The sequence below is a fragment of the Rhizobium sp. YS-1r genome, from assembly GCF_000757525.1.
Classification (GTDB): Bacteria; Pseudomonadota; Alphaproteobacteria; order Rhizobiales; family Rhizobiaceae; genus Neorhizobium; species Neorhizobium petrolearium.
Genome location: NZ_JPYQ01000055.1, coordinates 52,004 through 77,051 on the forward strand (window position 1 = coordinate 52,004; position 25,048 = coordinate 77,051).

Genomic DNA, 25,048 nt, shown 5'->3' on the forward strand with positions numbered 1-25,048 from the left:
GGATTTCAGGCGGTTCTGGCTTTGGCGATCGGCAGGATCGCCTGCCCGTTCGGCAGATCGAGATCGAAATGGCAGCGGAACATGCTGTCGGCTCCGGTCGTTTTCTTCGGCGGCGCCGTGCTGCGACAGATATCCTTCGTGAAGGGACAACGCGTGTGAAAACGGCATCCGGAGGGCGGAAAGGCCGGGTTGGGCAGTTCGCCAGCAATCGGATGTAGCGTGCGGTCGCCGGTATCCATATCCGGGGCGGCATCGATCAAGAGGCGCGTATAGGGATGGCGAGGCCTGAGGAACAGCTCTTCCGACGGTGCCTCCTCCACCAGTTCACCGAGATACATGACGCCGATCCTATCGGCCATGATCCGCACGACCGAGAGGTTGTGGGTGATGAACAGGCTGGTGAGTGCCAAGTTCTTCTGCAGGTCGCGCAAAAGGTTGAGAATCTGCGCCTGGACTGACACGTCTAGCGCCGAGGTCGGCTCGTCGAGGATCAGGAATTCCGGTTCGCCGGCAAGCGCGCGGGCGATGCAGATGCGCTGCCGCTGTCCGCCGGAAAATTCCTGAGGGTATTTTTCGGCATCCGCCGGCGACAGGCCGACCTGAACGAGCAATTCGTCGACGCGGGCGCGGATCGCCGCCCGGCCCCGGCGCAGCTTATGGACGCGGATCGGTTCGGCGATGATATCCTCGATCGTCCAGCGGCCGTTCAGTGACGAATAGGGGTCCTGAAAGATCATCTGGAGGCGCGGCGTCTTGCCGGCTGCATCCCTGCGGAAGGCGATCTCGCCGGAGGTCGGCTCCATGAGGCCGGAGACGAGGCGGGCCAGCGTGGACTTGCCGCAGCCGCTTTCGCCGACCAGGCCCATGGTTTCGCCATGGCGGACGGTGAGGCTGACGTCGCTGACGGCCTTGGTGCCGCCGGTCTCGTTCTTCTTCAGGCGCTCGATAAGGCTCTGGTTGCGGCGATAGACCTTGCTGACGTGGTTGAGGATGAGGAAACCGGAAGCGCTCATGCGGTCACCCTTTCCAGCGGATGGAAACAGGAAAAGGCGGAGCTTTCCTCATGATAGAGCGGCGGAATGGTCGCGCGACAATCGCCTTCGGCCTTGAAACAACGCGGATTGAAGGCGCAGCCGGGCGGAACCGCGCCGAGCCCCGGCATGGCGCCGGGAATCTGATCGAGCCGCACCTCGCCATTGGCCGATGGCATCGGCGTCGCGCGGATCAGTCCGTGGGTATAGGGGTGTTTCGGCGCGTTGAAGAGTTCGCCGACAGGGCTGATCTCGGCAACGCGGCCGGCGTAAAGCACAGCGACGCGGTCGGCCATCTTGGCGATGACGCCGAGGTCATGGGTGATCAGCATCATGCTCGTCTTGCTTTCGCGATGCAGGTCGCGCATCAACTGCAGGATATGGGCCTGGACCGATACATCAAGCGCGGTCGTCGGTTCGTCGGCGATCACGAGCGCCGGATTGGCGCAAAGTGCCAGCGCAATGACAATACGTTGCCGCATGCCGCCGGAAAGCTGGTGCGGATAACGCTTGAATTGCGTGTCAGGGTTCGGCAGGCCGACTCGTTCGATCCATTCGAGCGCCTTTTTCTTCGCCCGATCGCCGCCGATCTTCAGATGCGCCTCGATTGTATCGCAGAGCTGCCGGCCGATAGTGATGACCGGGTTGAGGCTGGTCATAGGGTCCTGGAAGATGAAGCCGATCCTGCCGCCGCGCACGCGACGCATCGCCTTCGGTGACAACTGGTCGAGACGCTCCCCGGCAAGCGTAATGGTGCCGCCGGTGCGTTTCAGGGGCGGCACGAGAAGGTCGATGATCGCAGCCCCCGTTATCGATTTGCCGGCACCGGATTCGCCGACGATGCCGAGCACCTCTCCCGGATCCACGGAGAAGGAGACCTTGTCGAGCGCTGTGATCAGACGGCCGTCGCGGTTGATGGTGACCGTCAGGTCGCGGACGTCGAGAAGCGGTGTCGTCACGAGCGTCCCCTTAGTCGCGGATTATAAACGTCACGCAGGTGGTCGCCGAGGATGTTGACCGACACGACGAAGGCGACGAGCACGAGGCAGGGCCAGACGGAGATCCACCATTCGCCGGATTGCAGAAAATTGTTGCCATTGCGGATCAGCGTGCCGAGAGACGGCGAGGTGACCGGGATTCCGATGCCGAGGAAGGAGAGCGTTGCCTCGGTGATGATGGCGATGCCAAGATTGATGGTTGCGATGACCAGAACCGGTGCCATGACGTTCGGCAGGATGTGCAGGATGATGATCGACAGGCTGCTGCGGCCGGTGATGCGGGCGGCCGAGACATAATCCTGGTCTCGTTCGATCATCACGGATGAACGGATCGTGCGCGCATACTGGACCCAGAAGGCGATGCCGATCGAGAGCACGACGATGGCGATCGCCGTCATGACGCTCCGCTCCTGTCCAAGCGCGGCGCGAGCTGCCCCGTCGATGATCATCGCGAGCAGCAAGGCTGGATAGGCGAGCTGAACGTCGGCGAAGCGCATGATGAAAGCATCCACCTTGCCACCGACGAAGCCGGCTATCAGGCCGAGACTGCCGCCAAGCACGAGACCGATGATGACGGACAGGAAGCCGACGATGATCGAAGTCCGCATGCCATAGGCCATGGCGGTCAGGAGGTTGCGACCCTGGTCGTCAGTGCCGAGTGGGAAATCCGGCATACCGTCTACCATCCACATGGGCGGAATGAAGCTGTCCATCACCGACATGCCGGCGAATTCGAAGGGATTCTGCGATACCAGCGGCGTCATGAAGGCATAGACGAGCAGCGCGAAGATGACGAGGGCGCAGGAGGTCGGCCCGGGTGCCTTGCGCATGGCGCGCAGAAGTTTCGACAGGCGGCTGCGGCGGACTGTCGGAACCGAAGGGGTGTTGACGACAGGGGTCATGATTGCCTCCTCAACACGCGGGCATCGATCAGCGGGTAGAGCAGTTCTACGACCAGATTGATGACCATGAAGACCAGGCCGACGAAGATCAGATAGATGGCGATGACCGGAATATCCGCCGCCTGGATCGATTGCAGGAAGAGCGAACCGAGGCCCGGCCAGGCGAAGACGTTTTCCGTCACCACCGAAAAGGCGATGATGTTGCCAAGCTGCAGGCCAAGCATGGTGATGACCGGCAGAAGCGTGTTCTTGATGGCGTAGACATACCAGATGCGCGCTTCCGACAGACCGCGGGCGCGGGCGAAGCGGATATGCTCGCTTTGGCCGACTTCCATGAGCTGGGTGCGCAGCATTCGGATGATAAACGCGACTTGGAAGGTGGAAAGCGTCGCTGCCGGCAGGATGATCGCTCGCCAGCCGGAAACGGAGAGCAGGCCCGTTGTCCAGAAGCCGAGATCGACGACCGTGCCGCGCCCAAATGACGGCAACAGACCCATTTGCACGGAAAAGACGGCGATCAGCAGCAGGCCGACGACGAAGTTCGGAAGCGTGATGCCGGCCGTCGAGATCAGCATGATGAAGCGGCCGAACAGCGAGTTCGGATGCACGCCGCAATAGATGCCGGCTGGCACGCCAACGAGGATGGTGATGAGCAGGCTGACGAAAGCGAGTTCTATCGTCGCCGGCATGCGCTCGATGATAAGTTTCGCCACCGGGTCCTGAGTCCGGTAGGAGAGGCCGAAATCGCCCTGCAGCAGGTTGCCAAGAAAATGCACGAAGCGCGTGCCGATCGGCTGGTCGAGGCCGAGCCTGGCGATCAGTTCCATCCGCTCCGTCACGGTCGCATCGGCCGAGAGGAGTGCCGCCAGCGGGTCGCCGATATTGGCGACCAGCAGGAAGGCGATGAAGCTGATCACGAGTAGAACGATGACCGTCTGCACGATCCGGGATGCGGCGTAGTTCAGCACTTCAAATCCTCAGCAGCAAGTGTCACCAAGCTGGTCAAGAAAGGCGATGCATTTCTCCATCTCGGAAATCGCAATCGACTCGTCCGGCTGATGAGCATCGGCGATATCGCCCGGGCCAATGACGACCGACGGAACACCGGCGATCTGGAAAATGCCCGCTTCCGTGCCGTAGGAAACATAGCGCGGCTCCGAGCGTCCGAGAAGCTTCAGGAGCTCTGCGTCGAGTATCGGATCGTCGTTCGGCTTCAGGCCGGGAATGCGTGCCTGCACATCGAAGAAGACACCGGAGGCTGGGTCGATAGCCTGCATGGCGGGATTCAGCTTTTCTACCGCGAAACGCTGCATGCGCTCGAACACCGCCATTTCGCTCTCGCCGGGGATGATGCGCATCTCCCAGAAAAAATCGCAGTTCTCGGCGACAATATTGCCGTGCAGGCCCCCCTTGATGACGTTGACGGAAATCGTCGAATAGGGTGGATCGAGGCCCTCGAACTGCGGGCCGTTGCGCATGTCCTCGCGGATGCGGTTGATCTCGGCGATCATGTCGCCGGCTGCCATGACGGCGTTGACGTAGCGGTCCGGCTGGGAGGAGTGACCGGGCTTGCCCTTGACGCGGCACCAGCCAATCAGGCCGCCCTTGTGCGCGGCGATCATGTCCATGCTGGTCGCTTCGCCGATGACGGCGAGCCGCGGCTTCAAGTCGCTTTGCCCCACCCATTCGGCCATCGAGCCAACACCGGTGCAGCCGACTTCCTCGTCATAGGAGAAGGCGAGATGGATAGGCTTCTTGAGTTTCTTTTGGGCCATGCCAGGTGCCGCAGCGAGACAGCAGGCCAGGAAGCCCTTCATATCGGTCGCGCCGCGGCCGATCAGCCGGCCGTTCGCTTCCCTCAGCGTCCAGGGATCGCCGGACCATGCCTGACCTTCTGTCGGCACGACGTCGGTATGGCCGCTGAAGATGATGCCGCCAGGCGCTTCGGGGCCAATCGAAATAAGGACGTTCGCCTTGTTGCCTTCGGCATTCGGAAAGCGCCGGACGCGTCCTCCGAAGGGGGCGGCCTGGTCTTCCACGTATTTGATCAGGTCGAGATTGGAGACGGCGCTGACCGTCGGAAAGGACACGAGACTTGCAAGCTGTTTCGTGATGTCCTGTTTCGTGATGCCGGGGGCAATCGTCATTACTTCACCGTGAAATAGCGCAGCGGATAGGCGAGGTCGGCTGGCTGCACAACGGTGACATTGTCCTTCACGCCCCAGAGAATGTTGAGCTGGTGAAGCGGAATGAAGCCGACATCGGCCTTGATGAGCTTGAAAGCCTGCTGGATGAGATCGGTGCGCTTCTCCTGGTCGGTTTCCTTACCAATGGCGGCGATCAGCTTGTCGACCTCGGGATTGGAATAACCGCCGATATTGAAGGCGCCGAGGCCGCTCTTCGAATCACGGGTGGCGGCAATCGAGGTCAGGAAGATATGGGCGTCATAGGTCGCCGGCGAATAGCCCAGCATTGCAAGGCTGGTATTGTATTCCGGCGGGTTCACTTGGGTCGCCCAGCGGCTGGTGGCCTGGGCGCGAGGTTCCACCTTGATGTTGATGCGGGCGAGGGAGGCGGCGACCGCTAGGCAGGTCGCTTCGTCGTTCATAAAGCGGTCGTTGGTGCAGTCGAGCGTGACGGAAAAGCCGTTCTCGTAGCCGGCTTCCTTCATCAGTTCCTTGGCCTTGTCGACATCCGGCTTGACCGGTGCACCGAGTTCCGGATCGAAGCCGTTGATCTCCTTACCGATCGGCAGGCCGACGGGAACCGAATAGTTGCGCATGATGCGCTTCTGGATCGCCCCGGTATCTATCGCCAGTTCCATGGCCTGGCGGACCTTGAGTTCCTTGAAAGGGTTCTTGGCCTTCTCGCTGCCGAAGATCAGGCTGTCTCGTGCAACATCCGGCTGGACATAGATGGTGCGCAGGTCCGGCCCGGCCTTGACATGTAGGCCATCGGCCTTGTCGATACGTTCGGCATCCTGCGGCGGTACGCCGTCGATCAGGTCCACTTCGCCGGAGATCAGGGCCGAGACGCGAGTGGAAGGATTTGGGATCACGAAGAAGGTGGCATTATCGATATTGCCGGCCTTCTTGTCCCACCAGCCAGAATTTGTGGCGAAGACGGTCTTCACGCCCGGATCGCGCTCCTTGATGACGTAGGGGCCGGTGCCCATGGCGTTGCGGTTGGCGAAGGTCTCGGTGGCGTTGTTGGCGGCACCCGGCTGTACGGCGCCGTTCGCCTCGGCCCACTCCTTGTCCATGATGTACCAGTTGGTGATCTGGTTCGGAAGGATGGGGTTGACGGCGCGTGTCCTGATACGGATCTTATAGTCGTCAACCTTTTCGATCGAGGCGATGGAGTTCAGGTTTGCCTTGATGCCACCGGCCTGGCCGCGGGTCAGCGAGAAGACCACGTCATCGGCGGTAAACGGATTTCCGTTCGAGAACTTTACGCCCTGGCGCAGAGTGAATTTCCAGGTCGTGTCGTCCGTCTGTTTCCATTCGGTCGCAAGTGCCGGCTCGATCTTCTGTTCGGCGTTGCGGCGGACCAGTGGTTCATAAACATTGGCGAGAACGGCGAAAATCAGGGTATTCGAGACAGCATGCGGATCGAGCGTATAGGCATCCAGCGGGCCGGCGAATTTGAAATCCGCGGCTTGGACGCTGGTGGCCAGCGGTGCCGTCAGGGCGGCCGCGGCGATCGTGCCCAGCAGCATCTTACGTTTGAATGCGGGAAACGAGAAAGGCATCATGATCTCCTATGCGCCACGAGAGAGTCGGAATGCGGCAACGACGCGGCAGATATTTTAAATTTAAAATATCTCAGCAAAGGAAGCTCATCAGATGAGGACATGCAGCGTTCCCTGTCGTTGCTTGGAGTTGCCTACTTGCGAGGCTTGGGCAAACAATAGGCGTTTTGAGGAAACATGCAAGCAATTTTGATCAAATGAGCGAAACTCTTTTGGCGAGGAAGTGTGCGGCAGCAGGCGACCATCCCGCCTGCATTAGCAGGAGGCAGGACGCAAGAGATTTCAATGTGTTATTTCAAAGACAGAGATTTGCAGATCAGGTCCTGGCGAACATCGGGCCGCCCTTATGGGCTGGAAAGCCGTAGCCGTTGATCATCACCAGGTCGATGTCGCTCGGCCGTGCGGCGATGCCTTCGGCCAGCAATGCTTCGCCTTCGGCGGCCATGGCCTTCAGCATCCGCTCTTGAATCTCACTTTTCGGGAATGCGCGCGGTGTAATGCCCTTTTGGGTACGGGCGGCTTCGATGATCGCGGTCACATCCGGATCGATGGTGCGCTTGCCATCCGGATAGGCATACCAGCCGCGGCCGGCCTTCTGGCCGAACCGCCCCATTTCACAGAGCGTATCGGCGATCCCGACGTAGCGTGTAGCGGGATCGCGGGCGGCGGCCTGGCGCTTGCGGCGCGCCCAGGCGATCTCAAGCCCTGCCATGTCGTAGACGGCGAAAAGGCCCATAGGGAAACCGTAATCTTCCAGCGCCGCATCGATCTCGTGTGGCAGAGCCCCATCTTCCAGCAGGAACTCGGCCTCGCGGCGATAGGCGGAGAAGATGCGGTTGCCGATGAAGCCTTCAGTAACGCCGGCGACGACCGGCAGCTTTCTGAGCTTCTTGGCGACGGCGAGCCCGGTCGCCAGAACATCCGGCGCGGTTCTGGCGCAACGGACAATTTCCAGCAGCCGCATGACATGCGCCGGAGAGAAGAAATGCATGCCGAGCACCCGCTCCGGATAAGCGGTCGCGGCGGCAATTTCGTCCGGGTTCAGATAACTCGTGTTGGTCGCCAGCACTGCACCCGGACGAATGACTTTGTCGAGACGGCGGAAGATGTCGATCTTGACGGCGAGATCGTCAAAAACGGCTTCAATGACGAGATCGCAGGGGGCGAGGTCGGCGTCCGATGCCGTCACCGAAAGCCGGGCCCTTTGCGCCTCGAAACCGTCCTGATCGAGACGGCCGGAAGCGAGATTGCGTTCCAGCAGGCCGACAATGCGCTCGCGGCCTTTTTCGGCAGCCTCCACCGTCTGGTCGAGGCCGATGACCGTGTAACCCGCTGCGAGGGCGGCGACAGCAATGCCGCTGCCCATCAGGCCGAGGCCGCAGATGCCGATCGTCTTGACTGGGCGAGGCTCAATGCCTTCGAGCCCTTCGACCCTGGAGGATTCCCGTTCGGCGAAGAAGACGTAGCGGAGTGCTGCAGCTTCGCGGCTATCGCGGAGGGTCAGGAAGGTGGCTCGCTCGTCAGTCAGACCTTCGGCGAGGGGGCGGTTAGACGACGTGATCAGACGCACGGCTTCGGCCGGTGCCTTCTGACCGCGCGCCCTGCCGAGAATTCTAGCGGCGGCTCTTTCGATTTCGGCCGCCTCATTGGTGGCTATGCTCAACTCGCCCGTGCGACGGAGCTGTTTGCCTGACAGTTTTTGCGCTGCCGAAATGGCGGTTTCGACGAGATCGGCCTTGGCGATTTCATCGATGATCCCGAGCGAGAGAGCTTCGTCGATCTTTGCAGAACGGCCCGAGGTGATGAGATCCAATGCGGCCGGGATGCCGATCAGGCGCGGCAGACGCTGGGTGCCGCCGGCGCCGGGAACAATGCCGAGCTTGACTTCGGGCAGACCGACTTGAGCAGCGGAAGAGGCAATTCGATAATGGCAGGCGAGTGCAACTTCCAGGCCACCACCGAGGGCTGCCCCATTGAGCGCCGCGACGACCGGCTTCGACAGCTTCTCGATCTTCTCAATAACAGCCGGCAAGGTCGGCTCTATAGCCGGCTTGCCGAATTCCCTGATATCGGCGCCGCCGATGAAGGTCTTACCGGCGCCTGTGATGACGACGCCTGCCACATCGGCTGTCGCTTCCGCATGGACAAGCGCCTTTTCAAGCCCGCTGCGGACGTCGGCAGACGTCGCGTTGACCGGCGCATTGTCGATGGTAACGACCAGAATCCCGCCTCGGGTCATAGCCGAGACCGTGGACGAAAATTCGATCGCGTCGTTCATGGCTGCCTACTCCGGAATGACTGCTGTTGCCTGAATCTCGATCTTGGCACGGTCTTCCACCAGAGCAACGACCTGCATGGCGGCCATGGCCGGAAAATGCTTGCCCATGATCTCGCGATAGGCCTGGCCGATACCCTTCAGATTACCGAGATATTCCGCCTTGTCGGTGAAGTACCAGGTCATGGTCGTGATATGTTCAGGCCGCGCACCGGCCTCTGCCAGTATGGCAACGACGTTCATGAGCGTTTGACGCACCTGGCCCACAAAGTCGTCCGTCTCGAATTGGCATTGGGCATTCCAGCCGACCTGCCCGCCGACGAAGACCTGGCGGCCGGTGGCGGCCACGCCATTGGCGTAGCCGATCGGTTTTGCCCAGCCTTCAGGCTGCAGAATCATGTGCATCTTTCTTCTCCAAATGCTGTGTAAACGCAGTGCGCATATCGTCCGGCCATGGGCAGGCCTTGTGTGTTTCGAGAGAGGTCGCGACCAGCCGCTGCCTCGCGGTCCAGAGCAATCGATCGCCCGCGCGCACCTCATGTTCGAGATCGACCGAACTGGTACCGATCCGCATCACCTTGATAGTGAAATCCATCATGTCGCCGTGGAAGCCGGGGCTCTTGAAGGTGAGATCCAAAGTGACCGTCGGAAGACCGATCTTCCGCTCGTTGATCAACTCCGGCCAGGGAAAGCCGATCGCCCTGAAGAACTCTTCGTAAATTCCAACCAGGATATCGAGGTAGGAGGGGAAATAAGCGATACCGGAAGGATCGCAATCACCGAAGTTCAACCGGCGGGAAATGGTATAAGCCATGGTTGCCCTCACGCCTTCAACAGTTCGCGGGCGATGATGAGCTTCTGCACCTCGGTCGCGCCCTCGTAGATGCGCAGCGCCCGGATCTCACGATAAAGACTCTCCGTGATTTCGCCGCTCCTGACGCCGCGGCCGCCGAAAATCTGCACGGCGCGGTCGATGACCTTTTGTGCATTTTCGGTGGCTACCATCTTCGCCATTGCCGCTTCCTTGGTGGTCGGCAGGCCCTGCACGTCGCGGCGCCAGGCGGCGCGGTAGGTCAGAAGAGCGCCCGCATCGATCTCGGCTGCCATGTCGCCGAAAGCGGCCTGGGTAAGCTGCAAGTCGGAAAGGTGGTTGCCGAACATCGGCCGCGCCTTGGCATAGGCGACCGCCTCATCGAGCGCCCGCTTGGCGAAACCCAAGGCGGCAGCTGCCACGGATGCGCGAAAAATGTCGAGCGTCCGCATGGCGATTTTAAAACCTTCGCCAGGAGAACCAAGCATCCGCGAGGCCGGAATGCGGCAGTTTTCGAAGCGGATCGTCGCCAGCGGGTGCGGGGCGACCACCTCGATGCGCTCGGCGATCGAGAAGCCCGGATCGTCGGCGAAGACCACAAAGGCTGAAATGCCGCGCGTGCCGGGCGCCTCACCGGTACGGACGAAGACCGTGTAGACATCGGCGATGCCGCCGTTGGAAATCCAGGTCTTTTCGCCATCAAGTACATAGTGGTCGCCTTGCCTGCGGGCCGAGCAGGCCATCGCGGCGACATCCGAACCGGCGTCCTTTTCGGAGAGCGCGAAGGCGGAAATCCACTCGCCGGACTGCGCTTTGGGCAGTATGGTGCGGCGCAGGTCGTCCGTGCCCGAAAGGCCGATTGCACCGGTGCCGAGGCCCTGCATCGCGAAAGCGAAATCGACAAGCCCATCATGCCAAGCAAGCGTTTCGCGGGTGAGGCAGGCAGCGCGGCTATCGATCGGCTGGCTGCCGCCGGCGCCGGTTGCGGCATCCAGCAGGCCGGCTTCCCCCAGCGCCTTGACGATCGCGCGGCAGGCGCCGTCCGTGTCCGAATGGTCGATATGGCTCAGTGCGCCGGAGGCCGCGAAGGCATCGAGCTTTTCGGCTAGCGCCTTGTGGCTGTCATCGAAGAACGGCCAGCCGAGGAAATCGCGAGTCGGCCCTTTGAGAGTGGTGGGAGCCGCCATCAGTTACCCTCGAAGACTGGTTTGCGTTTCTCGGCGAAAGCCTCGAAGGCGCGGCGGAAGTCCTTGGTCACCATGCAGATCGCCTGGGCCTGAGCTTCGGATTCGATCATTTCGTCGATACCCATCGCCCATTCCTGGTTCAGCATGGTTTTCGTCATCGTATGGGCAAACCACGGTCCGGCCGCCAGCGAATGGGCAAGCTTGACGGCTTCCACCTCGACCTGATCGGCGGCGTGCAGGGCATTGTAAAAACCCCAGGCCTGGCCTTCGGCGGCGTTCATCGTGCGGCCAGTGAAGAGCAGTTCGGCGGCGCGGCCCTGGCCGATGATACGCGGCAGGATCCCGCATGCGCCCATATCCGCGCCGGCAAGACCGACGCGAGTAAAGAGGAAAGCCGTCTTCGCTTCCGGTGTGGCAAGCCGCATATCGGAAGCCATGGTGAGGATCGCGCCGGCGCCGGCACAGATACCATCGACGGCTGCAATGATCGGTTGCGGGCACTTCTTCATCGCCTTCACGAGGTCGCCGGTCATGCGGGTGAAGGCCAGAAGATCCGGCATGGCCATGTGAGTGAGCGGCTCGATGATCTCGAAGACATCGCCGCCGGAGGAGAAATTGCCGCCGGCGCCCGTCAGCACGATCGCGCGGATGTCCGATGCGTAGACAAGATCGCGGAAGAGATCGCGAAGCTCGGCATAGCTTTCGAAAGTCAGCGGATTCTTGCGCTCGGGCCGGTCCAAGCGGATCGTCGCGACGCGGCCGCCTTCGCTCACTTCCCAGAGGAAATGCTTGGGCTGGTAATCGCGAAAGCCGCGCTTCATTTCGTTCATCGCGTCGCTCATGCTTCTTCCTCTCCCGTAATCGACTGATCGCCTTTTCAGGTGGCCGGAATTGTCTTCTGTGTCTCAGTCGTTGGCCGAAGGCGGCAGGAAATCCACCTCGTGTGCGGCGGAAACTTTCACGATTTCGTCCACATCGGTCATTTCGTGCAACGCCTCGAAAAGCTGGTGGAGCTTGCGGGCCGGCGAGACCCAGAAGAGCGCCCGGCACGGTTTGTCGGACTTGTTGAAGTAACCGTGCGGGATACCGCGCGGCATACGGACAAGATCTCCGGCCTTTGCCTTGACCCATTGGCCGTCGAGCTTAAGATCGAGCTCACCTTCCTGCACGAGGATGAATTCATCCTGGGTCGGATGAATGTGCACCGGTACGAACTGCCCCGGCAGACTGTTGGTTTCAAAGGCGAAGGTGTCGTCGCAGACGGCTTTTGGAAAATAGACCTGGCCCAGGATGTTCCAGGTGATACCCCTATATCCGCTGCCGTTCTCGGTAATGCCCTTTTCCAGTTCCATCGTGATCTCCCAGGTTTCGTTTCCTTGGTTCATGTCGGGCCGACTAGCCTGCCAGGATTTCTCCCCCGGCAACCGCAATTGCCTGCCCGGTGATCGCTGCAGCGCCGGGCGATGCCAGCCACAGAACCGTGTCCGCGACCTCTTCCGGCCTCACCAACCGCCCCTGCGGATTGCTCTTGGTGAATTCCTTCAGCGCCTGTTCTGCGGTCCGGCCGGTCTTGGCGACGATCGTCTCGATCGAACGGGCGATCAGCGGCGTATCGGTAAAGCCGGGGCAGACGGCGTTAACGGTGATGCCGGTCTTCGCCAATTCCAGCGCGAGCGAGCGGGTGAGGCCGATGACGCCGTGCTTGGCGGCGACATAGGCGGAGACATAGGCGTAGCCGGTCAGGCCGGCCGTCGAGGCGATATTGATGATTCGGCCCCCGGTCCCGTGGGCCTTCAGGTCCGGCAGCACGGCCTGAGTGACCAGGAATACGCCGGTGAGATCCACCGACATGACCCGGTTCCACATATCGAGCGATGTCTTCTCGAACGGCGCGCTCGGGCCTTCGCCTGCATTGTTGACGAGGATGTCGACGGGGCCGAAAGCGGCCCGCGCCGTCTTCAGACCATTGTCGATCGCCATTTCGTCGGTGACGTCGAAGCCGTCTGCGACGCAGGTCCTCTCTGTGCCAAGCGTTGCGGCCAGCGCTTCCAGCGGTTCCGCCCGGCGGCCCGCCAGCGTCACGTGCGCGCCGGCCTCCACCAATGCCGTAGCGATCGCCGCACCGATGCCGCTGCCCGCGCCGGTGACGAGGGCATGGCGGTTGGCAAGCCTGTCCGAAATCGCTTCGCTCATGACGCGATCCTTATTTCGCCACCACAGCCGGGCCGACCGCCGGAGGGGCTGCCGCCGCCGCAGCGCGGGCGAGGTTGGTTTCGTACTGCGCCTTGCCGGAATAATACTGCTTCGGCCAGGGAATGTTCGTCAGGCCGATCTTCGCCGCCTCGTGCAACACCCAGGCCGGATCGGCGAGATGCGGACGGGCCACCGCGCAGAGATCGGCGCGGCCGGCAGCAATGATCGAGTTTGCGTGATCCGCCTCGGAGATTGCGCCGACGGCAATCGTCGGGATACCGATCTCGTTGCGGATCTTGTCGGAGAACGGCGTTTGGAAAAGGCGGCCGTAGACCGGCTTTTCCTCTTTCCATACCTGGCCGGACGAGCAGTCGATCAGATCAGCGCCGGCTTCCTTGAACATTTTCGCAAAGATTGCCGCATCTTCCGGCGTGTTGCCGCCCTCGAACCAGTCATGGCAGGACAGACGTACGGAAATCGGCTTGTCTTGCGGCCAAACCTCACGGATCGCCTTGAAGACTTCCAGCGGATAACGCGCCCGGTCCTCGTGGCTGCCACCATATTCGTCATCCCGCAGGTTTGTCAGCGGCGAAAGGAAGCTCGACAGAAGGTAGCCGTGGGCGCAGTGCAGTTCCAGCCAGTCGGCGCCTGCCTGTGCCGCATATTTCGCGGCGCGGACGTGATCGGCCTTCACCCGGTCCATATCGGCGCGATCCATCGCCTTCGGCACCTGGCTGTGCTTGAGATAGGGGATGGCGGATGCCGAAATCAATGGCCAGCCGCCGTCCTCCAGGGGTTGGTCGATACCTTCCCAGGCGAGCTTGGTCGATCCCTTGCGACCGGCATGGCCGAGCTGGATGCCGACCTTTGCGGTGGAATTGTCATGCACGAAGTCGATGAAGCGTTTCCAACGCACCGCCTGCTCGTCGTTCCAGAGGCCAAGGCAGCCGGGTGTGATGCGTGCATCCGGCGAAACGCAGGTCATTTCTGCAAAGACGAGGCCGGCGCCGCCGAGCGCACGGGAGCCGAGGTGGACCAGATGGAAATCGTCCATCAACCCGTCCTTCGCCGAATACATGGCCATGGGCGACATGACGATGCGGTTCGGCAGGTGGGTTTCCCGCAGCGAATAGGGCGTGAACATCGGCGGCAGGGTGCGGCCGTTGCCGCTCACATCGAGGCCGTTCTTCCTGGCGAACCACCGTTCGTAGCCTTCCAGCCATTTCGGATCGCGCAGGCGCAGGTTCTCGTGGCTGATACGCTGGGAGCGGGTCAGCATGGAATACATGAACTGTTCCGGTTCCAGCGTGTCGGCATAACGCTGGCCGACCACTTCGAACCATTCCATGGCGTTACGGGCCGCATTCTGGATGCGGGCGACGTCGACGCGGCGAATTTCCTCGTAGGTTTCGAGAACCTGCGGGATATTGTTCCTGGTGTGGCCCAGCTTGTTGAACTGGTTGGTCAACTCGATCGCGTCGTCGATCGCGAGCTTGGTGCCCGAGCCGATCGCGAAATGGGCGGTGTGGGCGGCGTCACCCATCAGCACGACATGTGAATTGCCGTTGAAATGGCTCCACTTGCCGCAGATCAGGCGGTTGAAGTTGAGCCATGCCGAGCCGCGCAGATGGCGCGCATTGGTCATGAGCTCGGAGCCTTCGAGTACCTCCGAGAACAGCTTCTCGCAGAAGTCGATGGACTGCTGCTGGTCCATCTGGCCGAGGCCGTGCTTTTCGTAAGTCTCCTCGGCCGTCTCGACGATGAAGGTCGAGGTCTTGTCGTCGAATTTGTAGATATGCGCCTGGAACCAGCCATGTTCCGTCTTGCGGAAGTCGAAGGTGAAGGCGTCATAGAGCTTGTGGGTGCCGAGCCAGATATATCGGTTCGGGCGCACAACGAGGTCAGGCTGAAAGACTTCCGGATAACGGTTGCGGATCTTTGAATTGAAGCCGTCGGAGGCGATGATCAGGTCGGCATCCGGATAGTCAAGATCGCCATTGGCCTCCGTCTCGAAGACCAGTTCCACGCCGAGCGCCTCGCAGCGGCGCTGCAGGATGTTCAGAAGCTTCTTTCGGCCGATGCCGACGAAGCCGTGGCCGGAGGTGCGCTGGCGCGTGCCCTTGAAGAGCAGCTCGATATCGTCCCAATGGTTGAAGGCATCCTCGATCTCGGCCGCACTTTCTGGATCCCATGCGCGCATGGAAACCATGGTTGCGTCGGAGAAGACGACGCCCCAGCCGAACGTGTCATAGGGTCGGTTTCGCTCGATCACCGAGATGGAATGCTCGGGATGAAACTTCTTCATCAGGAGCGCGAAATAGAGACCTGCGGGACCACCACCGATGCAGACGATGCGCATATCCAAATCCTCCTGATGTTCCGTCTCATTATTTTAAGTTTAAACTATATGGCGTTCGAGCAGGGCGTCAAGCTGATAATTTCCCCCCGAGTCTGGTTTTGTCGGGCGCCTGTTCAGGTTTCGGTTCTTCGCTCCAGCCAGCCCGGATCGTATTCCGGAAGCGGGATCGCATCGAGAAGCGCGCGGGTGTAGGCAGCGGAAGGGCTTGCAAAAACCTGCTCGCAGGGCCCTTCCTCGACAACCTTTCCGAGCCGCATCACATAGACATAGTCGCAGACGGCTCGAATGACAGAGAGGTCATGGCTGATGAAGGCCATGGCAAGTCCGAGTTCGCGGGAAAGGCCCTTCAACAGTTTCAGCGCCTGTGCTTGGGTGGAGACGTCGAGGCCGGAGACAATTTCATCGGCCAGTACGAAATCGGGCTGCATCAGGACGGCACGCGCAATGCCGATGCGCTGGCGCTGGCCGCCGGAAAGCTCGTGCGGGTATCGCTCGACGCAAGCGGCGGGCAGGGATACGCGGTCAAGCACGGATTTTACCTGTTCCAGCGCCGTTGCCGCGTCGCCGGCCAGGCCATGCAGCAGGAGCGGACCCGTCAGAATGCGGCGGATCGTGTGGCGCGGGTTCAGCGACGCCATGGGGTCCTGGAAGATCATCTGCATGCGCCGGCGCAGCGGCCGCATCTCGGTTTCCGGGATATGGGTAATGTTACGACCGTCGAAGGCGATCTTGCCGGCGGAGACATCGACGAGGCGGAGTAGGGCACGGCCGAGCGTCGTTTTGCCGGAGCCGGATTCGCCGACGATGCCGACCGTCTGGCCCTTGCCGATGCGGATATCGACGCCGTGCAGGACGGGCGTCGAGGGTTTGCTGCCGAACAGGCCGGCGTGCTTGGCGTAGGTGACTTTGATGCCGGTGGCGACGAGCAGGTTCTGATCCATCAACTGATCCCGATCTCCTGGCGAAGTTCGCGGAAGACGGCTTCCGGCACGGGCTCCAGTCCCGCATCCGGCCGGTCGTAACGGGGGCCTGCAGCAATCAGCGCCTTTGTATAGGCGTGTTTCGGGTTTTCCAGCACGTTGCGCACCGGTCCTTCCTCGATGACCTTGCCAGCGTAAAGCAGCGTGACGCTGTCACAGATCTGCGCCACGATGCCGAGGTCATGGGTAACGAAGAGCACGCCGGTGCCGCGCGCCTCCTGCATGTGGCGGATAAGGCGGAGGATTTCTTTCTGTACCGTCACGTCGAGCGCGGTCGTCGGTTCGTCAGCGATGACCAGTTCCGGCTCGACTGCGAAGGCAGCGGCAATCAACACACGTTGGCGCATGCCGCCGGAGAGCTGATGCGGAAAGCTTTTCATCACCCGGTCGGGATCGCGGATCTGCACGTCGGCCAGCAATTGCAGCGCATAGGCCTCTGCTGTTCTGGCGGACATGCCGCGCTTCAGTTTCAGACCGTCCGCGAGCTGTGCGCCGATGCGGCGGGCAGGATTAAGGGCCGTCTGTGGATCCTGTGGAATCAGTGCGATTTCCGAGCCCATAATGCTGCGCAGCTCCGGCGGCTTCATGCTCAAAAGGTCGCGGCCTTTGAAATTGATCCAGCCGCCTGTGACACGCACCGTTCGTGGCAGGATGCCGAGTATGGCCTTGGCGATCGTCGATTTGCCGGCGCCGCTTTCGCCAACGAGGCCGCGGACGCCACCGTTCTTCAGCGTCAGGCCGACATCGCGCAGGACCGGCATGCCGCCTTCGCGGTCGGAAACGGCGGAAAGACCGGTTATGGTGAGCAGGTTTTCCGTCATCGTCTGAGCACCGGATCGAGCGCCCGGCGCAGGCCGCTGCCGAGCTGATTGAACGCGAGAACCGTGGTGAACAGCACCGCGAGCGGCGCCACAAGCAGCCACCAGGCATGGTGGATGAGCTGGCGCCCCTGCGCGATCATGCCGCCCCAGGTGGGTGTGTCGGACGAGACCGACAGGCCGACGAAGGAGAGGATAGCTTCGACAACGACGACAATGCCCATTTCGAGACTCACCAGCGCGATCAGTATCGGCACGATATTGGGGAAGATTTCCCGCGTTAGGATTTTCATGCGCGGGAAGCCTGCGGTACGGGCGGCCGTCACGTAATCGAGTTGTGACTGGGCGAGCGTTTCGGCGCGCACGACGCGGCAGAAGCGGGTCCAGTCAATAATGACGATCGCAGCGATCACCGAATGCACGCCGGAGCCGAAGACTGCGACGAGCAGGATGGAGAGCAGGACCGGCGGGAAGGCCATCCAGATGTCGACGATCCTTGAGATGATGCGGTCCGCCCATCCACCATACCAGCCGGCCAGCAGGCCGAACACAGTGCCGATCAGCGCCGCGAGGCTCGCCGAGACGAAAGCGACGAGCAAGGCGATCCGGCTGCCGTAGATCAGGCGGGATAGGACGTCGCGGCCGAGGTCATCGGTGCCAAGGTAGTAACCGGGTTCAGCACCGTCGAGCCAGGCGGGCGGCAGCGAGCCCAGCATCAGATCCTGTTCCAGCGGATCCTTTGGCGCGATGAAAGGCGCGAGGATCGCGATGACGACCAGGAGCAGGATGAAGCCGCCGCCGAACAGCACTTGTCGTTCGGCGAACAGGTTCCGCAATCGTGACGGGGTGCGACGAGGCTTGGCCGCCGGGCCAGTGATGGCGATGGGCTCAGCCATGGCGGAGCCTCGGATTAAGCGCAGCGGCAAGCAGGTCTACGGCGAGGTTGATGACGATGAAGATCGCACCAAAGACCAGAACGAGGCCCTGGATGAGCGGCAGGTCACGATTGATGACGGCGTCAATCGCCATGTTACCGATGCCGGGATAGGCGAAGATGCGCTCGACGATGACCGTGCCGCCGACGAGGAAGGTGAATTGTACGCCAGTGAGCGAGAGGGCGGGGCCGACGGCATTGCGCAGCGCCTCCTGCAGCACGAGCCGCAATTCCGACATGCCTTTCAGCCGTGCCAGCAGCACGTAATCCTGTACCATCGCTTCCAGCAGCGCTTCCTTGAGAATGCGGGTGATAACGGTCGCAAGCGGCAGGGCGAGTGCCAGGACCGGCATCACCATATGGGCGGCAACATCGAAGAAGACGTCCAAGCGGAACCTGATGAGGCCTTCGAGGAGATAGAAGGGGGTGAAGAAATCGATCGATAGCGTCGGGTCGATGCGGCCGGAGAGGGGGAAGATAGGGATGAAGACGCCAACAACCAGAACCAGCGCAAGCGCCCATACGAAATCCGGCACGGCGAGCAATACGCCATTGGTCGCGTCGATTGCCGGTTCCAGCGGCGTGCGCCGGAAGAGCGTGCCGACCACAGCGACCGCGCCGCCGACAGCCAAGGCGACGATCAAGGCCGCGAAAGCGAGCTCAAGGGTGGCGGGCAAGCGCCCAAGCAGCAGTTCCAGCACGTCGCGGCGGAGCGAGATTGAGGTGCCGAAATCGCCCATCAACACGGACTGAAGCCAGACGCCGAACTGCGCCGGCAAGCTGAGGTCAAGGCCGTATCTGGCGCGCAGTGCGGCGATGTCGGCGGGACTGGCTCCCGGCGCGATCATCATCGCGATCGGATCGCCCGGCACGATCCGCAGGAGCACGAAGACGATCGCGGCGACGCCGAGCAACGTCACGGTCGCCACGATCAGTCTGTTGAGGATGGATATTGCGATCATCGGTTCATGCGGGTCCTTTGCCCCTCACCCTTGCCCTCTCCCCGCAAGCGGGGCGAGGGAACGTGCCTCACGCGACGCTGGGACTTTGGCAGGCGGTGCGGCTATCCCTTCTCCCCGCGTACGGGGAGAAGGTGGCGGCAGGCGGATGAGGGGCCACGAGACCCCTGTGGCAAAATGCCGTTTAGACCTTTGACACCAGCGTCGGCTGCAGCGCGCCGGAAACGTTCGGCACGATCTTCAGCTTCTCCTTGTAGACGATCGGTTGGACGTATTGCAGCAACGGGATGACGTAGCCCTGTTCGGCGATGTATTTGCTGACGGCCTTCCAGCCGTCGATACGCTTCTTCTCGTCCTTTTCGCCCCAGAGCAGCATGATCATGTTGTCGAGGTCTTCCGTGTTCCAGACCGAGTGCGGCGAGGGTCCGAACATGGCGAAGCCGGTGGAGGTCGTCGGGTCGCCGATCGCGTTGCCCCAGTTGTAGAAGGCGGCGGGCGCCAGTTGGTCGGCGGCCCGCAGTTCGTAATGCTTGGCGATCTCGTAGACCTCGATCTCCGCCTCGATGCCAACGCGGCGCCACATGCCGACGATCGCCTGGATCATTTCGTAATCCTTCGGCTTGAAGCCGCGCGTCGTCTGGATCTTGAATTTGACAGGCTTGTCGGTGGAATAGCCGGAAGCTTTGAGCAGGTCCTTGGCTTTTGCCTGGTCATAGCCGACCTTGATGGACGCGTCATAGGCATCGTATTCCGGTGCCTCGAGCGTATCGATCGGCACGCCATAGCCGCGCAGCAGCCGATCGACGATCGCTTTCTTGTCGATCGCATGATGGGCGGCGAGGCGCACGTTCTTGTCGAGCATGGCGTCGATGTTGTTCAGGAAGATCATGCCGATGTCGGAGATCGGCGTGACGGCCCCTTTCAATCCGGCCTTCCCCTTCAGGCGGTCGTATTCTTCATAGGGAATTTCGAGCGTGATGTCGGACGAGCCGGACTCGATTTCTGCCACACGGGTGGTTGCATCCGGCACGAACTTGAAAACGACCGTGTCGAAGGCCGGCTTGCCGCCGTAATAGTTCGGGTTGGCTTTGAGGCGCAGGAAGGCATTGCCTTCATAGGCATCAACCATGTAGGGGCCGGTGCCGACCGGTTTCTTCTCGAACCCCTCCGCGCCGACCTTCTCGTAATAGGCCTTCGGCATGACATAGCCGGTCAGGAAGGCCATCCATTTGAAGAAAGTCGGATCGAACTGTTTCACGTCGCCGGTTATGCGCTTTCCATCGATCTTGTAGTTGCCGGCAGTCGACCAGACAAACTGGATCGGATTGCCGGTTTCCTGTTTGGCTGCGCGCTCCAGCGACCAGACGACATCCTCCGGCGTGAGGTCGGAGCCGTCGTGCCATTTGACACCTTCGCGGACGTCCATCCAGATCTGCGTTTTGTCGTCGTTCCAGCCCCAGGCGGTCAGAAGGCCGGGCTGGAAAGAAAGATCCGGGCCTTGGCCGATGAACTGGTCGAAGATCGAGCGGTAGATCGCCTGGATTGTCGGGTTGACAGCTGACGGGCCGACCGTCGGATCGAAGGAGGGCAGGTTGACGTTATAGGCAATGGTCAGCGTCGAACTGTCCTGCGCAAAAACTGCGTTACGTCCGCAAAATACACCTGTCAGAAAAGTAGCCGTGCCCAGGCCCAATGCCTGGCGCCGGGAGAGCGTCATCATGATCTAACTCCATTGTTCCCACTCGGCCAAACTTGCGGACAGGCCGTCCGTGTCGGGCTCGTTCGTTTGAATGGTTTAACGTTAAAATAAGTGTCGAATGGCGGCAAGGGTTATTTGCGGCCAAAACAAGTGTTTTTTATTCCTGCACGATCCAATAATATGCAATTGCATATATAAATGTTCTGACAAGTGACGCTTGTGACTCATCAGAATCCCAAAATTCAGCTGGACGCCTTAGTGGAAATTGTGAATTGACAAATGCATGACGTCAAAAATATGGTTTTGCAAATGTTTATAGCTTGAGGCCGACGAGGCGAAGGGGAACTGCCATGGCTGAGCGATCATTTGCCCGCGAAGTCGAGGATCTGAAGCTTAGAGAAGGTGAAATCTTTCGGGGCGAGGGCATCCTGGCGATCACCAAGGCGCTGCTGCAATCGGGCGTCTCCTATGTCGGCGGTTACCAGGGCTCGCCGATCTCGCATCTGATGGACGTGCTGGCCGACGCCAAGGATGTTATGGAAGATCTCGGCGTGCATTTCGAGACGTCCGCGTCCGAGGCCGCCGCTGCCGCCATGCTGTCGGCGTCGGTCATGTATCCGGTGCGCGGCGCCGTGACCTGGAAATCGACGGCCGGCACCAACGTCGCCTCGGATGCGCTCTCGAACCTCTCCTCCGGCGGGGTCAACGGCGGCGCGCTGATCATTCTCGGCGAGGATTTTGGCGAGGGCTCTTCGATCATGCAGGAGCGTTCCCACGCTTTCGCCATGAAATCGCAGATGTGGTTGCTTGATCCGCGGCCGAATCTGCCTTCAATCGTTCAGGCGGTCGAGGATGGTTTCCAGCTTTCTGAAGCATCGAACACGCCGGTCATGCTGGAAGTGCGTATCCGCGCCTGCCATGTGCATGGCCAGTTCGTTGCCAAGGACAACAAGCGGCCGACTTATACGCTGAAGCAGGCGCTCGAAAATCCAGTGCGCGACGTGAACCGTATTGTGCTGCCGCCGGCAAACTTCATTCACGAGAAGGACAAGCTGGAGCGCCGCTGGCCGGCAGCCGTCAACTTCATCAAGGAGAAGAAGCTCAACGAGTTCTTCGGTCCGGAAGAGGGTGAAATCGGCATTATCATGCTGGGTGGCATGTATAACGGCGTCATGCGCGCCCTGCAGCAACTCGGACTGGCTGACGTCTACGGCAATTCATCGATCCCGCTCTACGTGATGAACGTCGCCTATCCGATGATCGACGAGGAGGTCGTCGATTTCTGTGTCGGCAAGAAGGCCGTGATCATGGTGGAGGAAGGCGCTCCGGAATATATCGAGCAGACGATGCATACGCTCCTGCGTCGCCGGGACATTCAGACGAAGCTCCACGGCAAGGATATCCTGCCGCTTGGTGGAGAATATACCGCACCGGTGATGATGAAGGGTTTGAAAACCTTTATCGAAATGTATGACCGAATCCTGCTTGGCAACCAGCCGCCAGTTCCGGACCCGACACCGATCCTGAATGATCCGAAAGTCAAGGCGCTGGCGGAAGTCGTGCCCGCCCGTCCGGCCGGCTTTTGTACTGGCTGCCCGGAGCGTCCGATTTTCGCGGCCATGAAGCTGGTCGAAAAGGAACTCGGCGAGCATCACGTCTCGGCGGATATCGGCTGCCATCTCTTCTCGATCCTGCCGCCCTTCAATATAGGGGGCACGACGATGGGCTATGGTCTCGGCCCGGCTTCCGCCTCGGCTTTCAATGTCGAGGCGGACAAGCGTTCGATCGCCGTCATGGGTGACGGCGGTTTCTGGCACAATGGTCTTGCCACCTCGGTCGGCAACGCGGTTTTCAACAAACAGGACGGCGTCATTCTCGTCGTCGACAATTATTATTCGGCGGCGACCGGCGGGCAGGACATCCTTTCATCGCGCGCTATCAATCCAAACCGCAAGACGAACAATTCCATTGTCAATGCCGTGAAAGGCATCGGCGCCACCTGGGTGCGCCAGATCGACCGCACTTATGACGTCGCCAAGATGCGCGACACGTTGAAGGAAGCGCTGACGACCAAGGAGAAGGGGCCGAAGATCATCGTGGCCTCCTCCGAATGCATGCTGAACAAGCAGCGCCGCGTGAAGCCGCAATTCGCCAAGGCGGTGAAGGATGGCAAGCGCATGGTGAAGGAACGGTTCGGGGTGGACGAAGACGTCTGCACGGGTGATCACGCCTGCATCCGGCTTTCCGGCTGTCCGTCGCTTTCGGTCAAGCATACCGATGATCCCCTGAAGGATGATCCGGTTGCGGCGATCGACAATAGCTGTGTCGGCTGCGGCAATTGCGGCGAGGTTTCGGAGGCTGCGGTCCTCTGTCCGTCCTTCTATCGCGCCGATGTCATCCACAACCCGACCGGCTGGGACAGGTTCGTCTCCCATATGCGTAACAAGGTCATCGGGTGGCTCCAGGCCCGCCGCGCTGCCGGTCGCATCGTGTTCGCGGATTAAGGACAAGGTTATGAACGAAACCGTGAACCTGAAGACGCTGATCGCTTCCGACAAGCCGCTGACGCTCGCCATTCTCGCCATGGGCGGCCAGGGCGGTGGCGTGCTCGCCGACTGGATCGTTGCGCTTGCTGAAGAGCAGGGCTGGATGGCGCAATCCACCTCAGTGCCGGGCGTCGCCCAGCGCACCGGCGCCACGATCTATTACATCGAGATGCTGCCGGCCAGGGATGGTGTCTCGCCGATCTTCTCCCTGATGCCGACACCGGGCGATGTGGATGTCGTGCTCGCCGCCGAGCTGATGGAGGCTGGCCGTTCGGTTCTTCGTGGCCTCGTGACGCCGGACAAGACGGTGTTGATCGCTTCGACGCACCGCTCGTTTGCAGTCGGCGAGAAGGAAAAGCCGGGGGACGGCATCGGCGATCCGACGGTTGTGGTCGGCGCCACGGATTTCGCCGCCAAACGGACGATTGCTTTCGACATGGATACGCTGGCGCTCAAGAACGGCAGCGTGATTTCCGCCTCGATGTTCGGCGCACTGGCTGCAGCCGACGTCCTGCCCTTTTCCAAGGATGCGTTCGAAGCGACGATCCGTGGTGGAGGCAAAGGCATCGAGGCGAGCCTGAAGGCCTTCAATGCCGCGTTCGACCGGGCCAGGGCGAGGCCACGGGACGAGATAAGCGCCTCGCCGCCGAAGCGTTTCGACGCCATGCCGGAAACGGCCGGTCATCCGGAGCTCGACCGGTTGGTGCATCGCCTGCGTGCCGAATTTCCGGAAGTCGCCTTGCCGTTGCTGTTTGCCGGCGTCAAGAAGCTCGCGGATTTCCAGGATCCGGCGTATGCCGGCGAGTATCTTGATCGTGTGGGTCAGCTCCATGCCCTCGACTGTGCCAATGGCGGCGAGGAGAAGGATTATGCCTTCACAGTTCAGTCGGCGAAATATGTCGCCGTTGCGATGGCTTATGACGACGTGATCCGTGTTGCCGACCTGAAGACCCGCGGCAGCCGCTTCGATCGGGTACGCAAGGAGGTCGGCGTCAAGCAGGACCAGATCCTCTACATGACCGAATACATGCATCCGCGCATGGACGAGGTCTGTGGCACGATGCCGAAGGGGCTTGGTCTCTGGGTCGAGAAGCGCCCAAAGCTTTTCTCCTGGCTCGACCGACGCATCAACAAGGGCCGCCGGGTGCAAACCGGCACCCTCTTCTGGTTCCTGACGCTCTATACGCTCGCGGCGCTGCGCCGTATCCGTCGCGGCACGTTGCGGCACCTGCGCGAGACGGAGCACCTCGAGGCTTGGCTCAATGCGGCGACTCCGCTGCTCTCGCGGAACTATGATCTTGCAGTCGAAGTGATCAACAATCGTCGGCTGGTGAAGGGCTATTCCGATACCCATGCGCGGGGACTTTCGAAGTTCGACCGGGTGATGTCGGCGCTGATGACACTTAGCGACCGCGAGGACGGTGCGATCTGGATGAAACGTTTGCGTCAGGCTGCACTGCTCGACGAGAACGGGATCGCGCTTGACGGCGCCTTGAAGACGGTCGCCACGCTTTAAGCATATCAGACACATTAAAGCCGCGATCCCGTTGCTTTTGCTGCGCATCTGACCAAAATCTGGATGCGCAGTTCCTCGGCACCGGTAAA

The 25,048-nt window shown here is 61.1% G+C and carries 21 protein-coding genes; 2 read left to right on the forward strand and 19 right to left on the reverse strand.

What is annotated here, in order from left to right:
• Window positions 1-5: 5 nt before the first annotated feature.
• The 19 genes from JL39_RS23130 to JL39_RS23220 all read right to left on the reverse strand — a co-directional run bounded on the left by JL39_RS23130 (window position 6) and on the right by JL39_RS23220 (window position 20,918).
• The gene (locus tag JL39_RS23130; RefSeq protein ID WP_037156383.1) at window positions 6-1,013 is read right to left on the reverse strand and encodes an ABC transporter ATP-binding protein; all 1,008 of its coding nucleotides are present in this window, start codon (window positions 1,011-1,013) and stop codon (window positions 6-8) included.
• Window positions 1,010-1,990, reverse strand: a complete 981-nt coding sequence (locus JL39_RS23135) for an ABC transporter ATP-binding protein (protein ID WP_037156386.1) — start codon at window positions 1,988-1,990, stop codon at window positions 1,010-1,012. Before JL39_RS23135 ends, JL39_RS23130 begins: the two co-directional genes overlap by 4 nt.
• Window positions 1,987-2,931 carry an ABC transporter permease gene (locus tag JL39_RS23140; RefSeq protein WP_037156388.1) on the reverse strand — a complete coding sequence of 315 codons (945 nt, stop codon included), beginning with the start codon at window positions 2,929-2,931 and terminating at the stop codon, window positions 1,987-1,989. The genes JL39_RS23135 and JL39_RS23140 overlap by 4 nt, the downstream gene beginning before the upstream one ends.
• On the reverse strand, window positions 2,928-3,899 hold the full coding sequence (locus JL39_RS23145; RefSeq protein WP_037156390.1) for an ABC transporter permease: 972 nt from the start codon (window positions 3,897-3,899) through the stop codon (window positions 2,928-2,930). Before JL39_RS23145 ends, JL39_RS23140 begins: the two co-directional genes overlap by 4 nt.
• A 9-nt stretch (window positions 3,900-3,908) precedes the next feature.
• Window positions 3,909-5,078, reverse strand: coding sequence for an acetylornithine deacetylase (gene argE / locus JL39_RS23150; protein WP_037156392.1), 1,170 nt, complete (start codon window positions 5,076-5,078; stop codon window positions 3,909-3,911).
• Window positions 5,078-6,685 carry an ABC transporter substrate-binding protein gene (locus JL39_RS23155; RefSeq protein ID WP_081952963.1) on the reverse strand — a complete coding sequence of 536 codons (1,608 nt, stop codon included), beginning with the start codon at window positions 6,683-6,685 and terminating at the stop codon, window positions 5,078-5,080. The genes argE and JL39_RS23155 overlap by 1 nt, the downstream gene beginning before the upstream one ends.
• Window positions 6,686-6,998: 313 nt before the next feature.
• Window positions 6,999-8,960: a 3-hydroxyacyl-CoA dehydrogenase NAD-binding domain-containing protein gene (locus JL39_RS23160; RefSeq protein ID WP_037156393.1), complete on the reverse strand. Its 1,962-nt coding sequence runs from the start codon at window positions 8,958-8,960 to the stop codon at window positions 6,999-7,001.
• A gap of 6 nt (window positions 8,961-8,966) precedes the next feature.
• The gene (locus tag JL39_RS23165; RefSeq protein ID WP_037156395.1) at window positions 8,967-9,362 is read right to left on the reverse strand and encodes a RidA family protein; all 396 of its coding nucleotides are present in this window, start codon (window positions 9,360-9,362) and stop codon (window positions 8,967-8,969) included.
• Window positions 9,340-9,771, reverse strand: coding sequence for a thioesterase family protein (locus tag JL39_RS23170; protein WP_037156397.1), 432 nt, complete (start codon window positions 9,769-9,771; stop codon window positions 9,340-9,342). Before JL39_RS23170 ends, JL39_RS23165 begins: the two co-directional genes overlap by 23 nt.
• Window positions 9,772-9,779: 8 nt before the next feature.
• Window positions 9,780-10,955 carry an acyl-CoA dehydrogenase family protein gene (locus JL39_RS23175; protein ID WP_037156399.1) on the reverse strand — a complete coding sequence of 392 codons (1,176 nt, stop codon included), beginning with the start codon at window positions 10,953-10,955 and terminating at the stop codon, window positions 9,780-9,782.
• Window positions 10,955-11,797 carry an enoyl-CoA hydratase family protein gene (locus JL39_RS23180; protein ID WP_037156401.1) on the reverse strand — a complete coding sequence of 281 codons (843 nt, stop codon included), beginning with the start codon at window positions 11,795-11,797 and terminating at the stop codon, window positions 10,955-10,957. The genes JL39_RS23175 and JL39_RS23180 overlap by 1 nt, the downstream gene beginning before the upstream one ends.
• 63 nt (window positions 11,798-11,860) lie before the next feature.
• A complete protein-coding gene (locus tag JL39_RS23185; protein WP_037157218.1) occupies window positions 11,861-12,307 on the reverse strand; it encodes a cupin domain-containing protein in 447 nt (148 codons plus the stop codon).
• A 43-nt stretch (window positions 12,308-12,350) separates the two neighbouring features.
• A complete protein-coding gene (locus JL39_RS23190) occupies window positions 12,351-13,148 on the reverse strand; it encodes an SDR family NAD(P)-dependent oxidoreductase (protein WP_037156404.1) in 798 nt (265 codons plus the stop codon).
• A gap of 10 nt (window positions 13,149-13,158) precedes the next feature.
• Complete coding sequence (locus JL39_RS23195; protein ID WP_037156406.1) at window positions 13,159-15,507, reverse strand: bifunctional salicylyl-CoA 5-hydroxylase/oxidoreductase; 2,349 nt, start codon at window positions 15,505-15,507, stop codon at window positions 13,159-13,161.
• 113 nt (window positions 15,508-15,620) lie between these two features.
• A complete protein-coding gene (locus tag JL39_RS23200; protein ID WP_037156408.1) occupies window positions 15,621-16,448 on the reverse strand; it encodes an ATP-binding cassette domain-containing protein in 828 nt (275 codons plus the stop codon).
• Window positions 16,448-17,308 (reverse strand): ABC transporter ATP-binding protein, encoded by an 861-nt coding sequence (locus tag JL39_RS23205; RefSeq protein WP_037156411.1) that lies wholly within the window; start codon window positions 17,306-17,308, stop codon window positions 16,448-16,450. The genes JL39_RS23200 and JL39_RS23205 overlap by 1 nt, the downstream gene beginning before the upstream one ends.
• A complete protein-coding gene (locus JL39_RS23210; RefSeq protein WP_037156413.1) occupies window positions 17,305-18,201 on the reverse strand; it encodes an ABC transporter permease in 897 nt (298 codons plus the stop codon). Before JL39_RS23210 ends, JL39_RS23205 begins: the two co-directional genes overlap by 4 nt.
• Window positions 18,194-19,201, reverse strand: coding sequence for an ABC transporter permease (locus tag JL39_RS23215; protein WP_037156415.1), 1,008 nt, complete (start codon window positions 19,199-19,201; stop codon window positions 18,194-18,196). The genes JL39_RS23210 and JL39_RS23215 overlap by 8 nt, the downstream gene beginning before the upstream one ends.
• A 181-nt stretch (window positions 19,202-19,382) precedes the next feature.
• Complete coding sequence (locus tag JL39_RS23220; protein ID WP_152601245.1) at window positions 19,383-20,918, reverse strand: ABC transporter substrate-binding protein; 1,536 nt, start codon at window positions 20,916-20,918, stop codon at window positions 19,383-19,385.
• Between the two features lie 329 nt (window positions 20,919-21,247).
• Here JL39_RS23220 and JL39_RS23225 point away from each other — a divergent pair, with 329 nt between their 5' ends.
• Together JL39_RS23225 and JL39_RS23230 are read left to right on the forward strand one after the other, a co-directional pair.
• On the forward strand, window positions 21,248-23,401 hold the full coding sequence (locus tag JL39_RS23225; protein ID WP_037156417.1) for an indolepyruvate ferredoxin oxidoreductase subunit alpha: 2,154 nt from the start codon (window positions 21,248-21,250) through the stop codon (window positions 23,399-23,401).
• Window positions 23,402-23,411: 10 nt separating this feature from the next.
• Window positions 23,412-24,959: an indolepyruvate oxidoreductase subunit beta family protein gene (locus tag JL39_RS23230; RefSeq protein ID WP_037156418.1), complete on the forward strand. Its 1,548-nt coding sequence runs from the start codon at window positions 23,412-23,414 to the stop codon at window positions 24,957-24,959.
• Window positions 24,960-25,048: the final 89 nt, after the last annotated feature.